Source organism: Bartonella sp. AP88XZML, assembly GCF_042195565.1.
Classification (GTDB): domain Bacteria; phylum Pseudomonadota; class Alphaproteobacteria; order Rhizobiales; family Rhizobiaceae; genus Bartonella.
Map to the genome: position 1 here is coordinate 1 of NZ_JBHIOQ010000047.1, position 2,833 is coordinate 2,833.

General features: G+C 37.2%; 1 pseudogene. It reads left to right on the forward strand.

What is annotated here, in order from left to right:
* Window positions 1-715: 715 nt before the first annotated feature.
* Window positions 716-2,833: pseudogene (locus ACFIK2_RS06870) on the forward strand (autotransporter outer membrane beta-barrel domain-containing protein); the annotation flags it as partial.

Consider the following 2,833-nt stretch of genomic DNA (forward strand, 5'->3'; position numbering starts at 1 on the left):
GATGTAAGTTATCAACAAAAGCTTCAGAAAACTGGTATAAGTGGTGCAAGCTTTTCAGGTGGTATACGCTATCAGTTTTAAATCAAGGCTGTAAATAGCCTATCATTCTATTCAATTTAACAAAAAGGCAGCACAATATGCTGCCCTTTTTGTACATTAAAGTCATCCTTTTTCCTTTTAAAGCACCCTTCCCTCTTTATACTTAGTTCTTTACGAAAATCTCCAAGACAAGACACAACAAACGCAACAGAGCACTTCCATCCCCAGTGGATGAAGAGTACTTCCTACTTTGAAAAAAAGAGAAGTCTATTAGAAATAAATTAATACCACTGTATTAAAAGATGAAAAACCACTTTAAGCCCAAGTAAGTTAGCTTTTTTACTAGCTTCTTCTACATCCTTTTTTTTCCCTCATAACCCCAATTTGCGTCATATAATAATCCCTACCATCACGTAAAAACCACTATATCAGTATCTCACAATATTTCTCTGAATAATAATATTCAAAATTATAATTCTTTAAATAAAATCAATTATAAATACATTTTGTATTAGAGATAATTAATATCAATTATTTTTTAATTTTGACAAAAAACCAAAAATGTCTTACCAAATAAAGACAATTACTGAAATTAATAACAACTATCCATTTTCACTTCTTCTTATGAAATTCGCGGGGAAATGAATATTTGGGGGCTCTCATAAGGAGAATACTAGTGTATAAAACATCCCTTTTATCATGCACGGCTACAGCCGCTATCATCCTGTTCAACATCCAGTTCAGTGCACATGCTGAAACCCTCGTAGTTTCTGAGGGAAAACAACAAGAAGTATCCGATAAAACCTACGAAACTATTCACGCAAAAGACGGTGGCAAAATCATTGGAAAACATTTAACCATTGTTACGAATAAAGATATAAACCAAGGCACAAACAAAACCGTCTATGCTGTAACAGCAGAAGGTGCTGACAGTGCGATTGAGTTACTGGATGGCACAACCATTAAAGGCACTGGTTCTGGTATTTTCTTAGGCCTTGAAACCAAAGACGGTGCTACACTTCAAATGACTAAGGGAACAATTACATATTCTGGAATGGAGGCCTCCTCATCTGGCATTTTATCTAGCACTGGTGCTTCCTTTTCTGACAGTAAGAGTAAAAAAAACAAGCTGGAAGACGTGGTAATATCGAGTAAAAACGATAACAGTTCACTATCCTTAGGAATAAGTGCTAAAAACAGCACAGTAACCTTGAACAATGTAACCGTAACTCAAGCACTAAAAGGCATATTTGCAGATGATCACTCGACAATAACAATCTCTGGAGGATCACTCGATGGGGAAACTGATGGGGTATATGCTGGAAACGGCAGCATCATTACTTTAAACAACAATGTTACAGTCGCATCATCTAAGGGTAATGCACTCCATGCAGATGGTATAGAATCCAAGATCACAATGAAAGGAGGGACTGTCATAGGAGGAAATTTGAATGGACATGAAGACGCATTATTTACAGAAAATGGTGGACGTATTGAAATTACGGATGTTACTCTAACAACCGATAACTTCGGAAACGGTGCAAATGCCCATGGCTTTGGAAGCATAATTGAATTAAAAGGCAAAACAAGCATTGAAAAAGTTAGAGACGGACTGAGAGCAGAAAAAGGTGGTAAAATCACCAGCGAAGATTTAACAATAACTGCTTATGAAAACCAAGAATACGGCACTTCTGGTATAATAGCCATTGATCCCAATAGTGAAATTCAATTAAAGGGGCATACAACCTTTGAAAAAGTTTCGTACGGTCTTGGAGCCTTTAATGGTGGTAAAATTACCAGCGGAGATTTAACAATAGTCGGTGGTAAAGCAATTAATGACAACCCCAATGAAGCACGATCTGGTGTATGGACATCGGGCTCTGGGAGTGAAATTCAGTTAACTGGCAAAACAACCATTCAAAATTTTGATGAAGGTCTTTATGCAGATGATGGGAGTAAAATCATTACCGGAGATTTAACAATAATCGGTGGTGAGTCCGAAGCAGAAACCGTTGGTGTAAGCACTTGGGAGGCTGATAGTATAGTTGAATTAAATGGCAAAACAACTATTCAAAATGTTGGTATTGGTCTCGCTACTGGTGAAGATGGCACAATTAAGATGGTTAATGGCGCTATTGATACTAATTCTAAAGGCCTAGATACCCAATCCGATACTCCTCAGAAGGGGAAGAAAAATACAATAGAAGCAAAAATGGCTGCACTGGTTGTAATAAATGGCGGACATATTGATCTGACAGATGTTTCTGCCACAGCAGAAGTTGCCAGTTTACAATTCGCAACTTTCTTTGATAATAATCCGAATAGCTCGCATGATCCGCAAAAATATCATAGTAATGAGATCAATCTGACTAATGCAGAGCTTCATGCTGAAAATGGTACAGGAATTTTCGTTAGAACTGTTGTTGAAAAAAGCATCGAAGATGCTGCTGCTCCATCAATCGGCACAGTCAATCTTAAAAAATCAGAAGTCCATGCTGACGTATTATTAGGAGATGGTATTTTTTGGGACAAAACATCATGGAAAGATAAAGATTTGTGGGATGGTAAAGAGGTTAAAACGATCTCCAACGGCACCTTCACATTAAGCGCAGATCAGTCTATTTTAGAGGGCAGAGCAAATATTGCTAAAGACAGAAATGTGCACTTTGATCTGAAAAACGATACAAAATGGACGTTGAAAATCAGCAAAAATGAAAAAGATGATGATGGCAATCTACTTGATATTGCTCAAAGATCTCGTTCTGATGTTTCTGTGCTAAACCTCAACAACAGC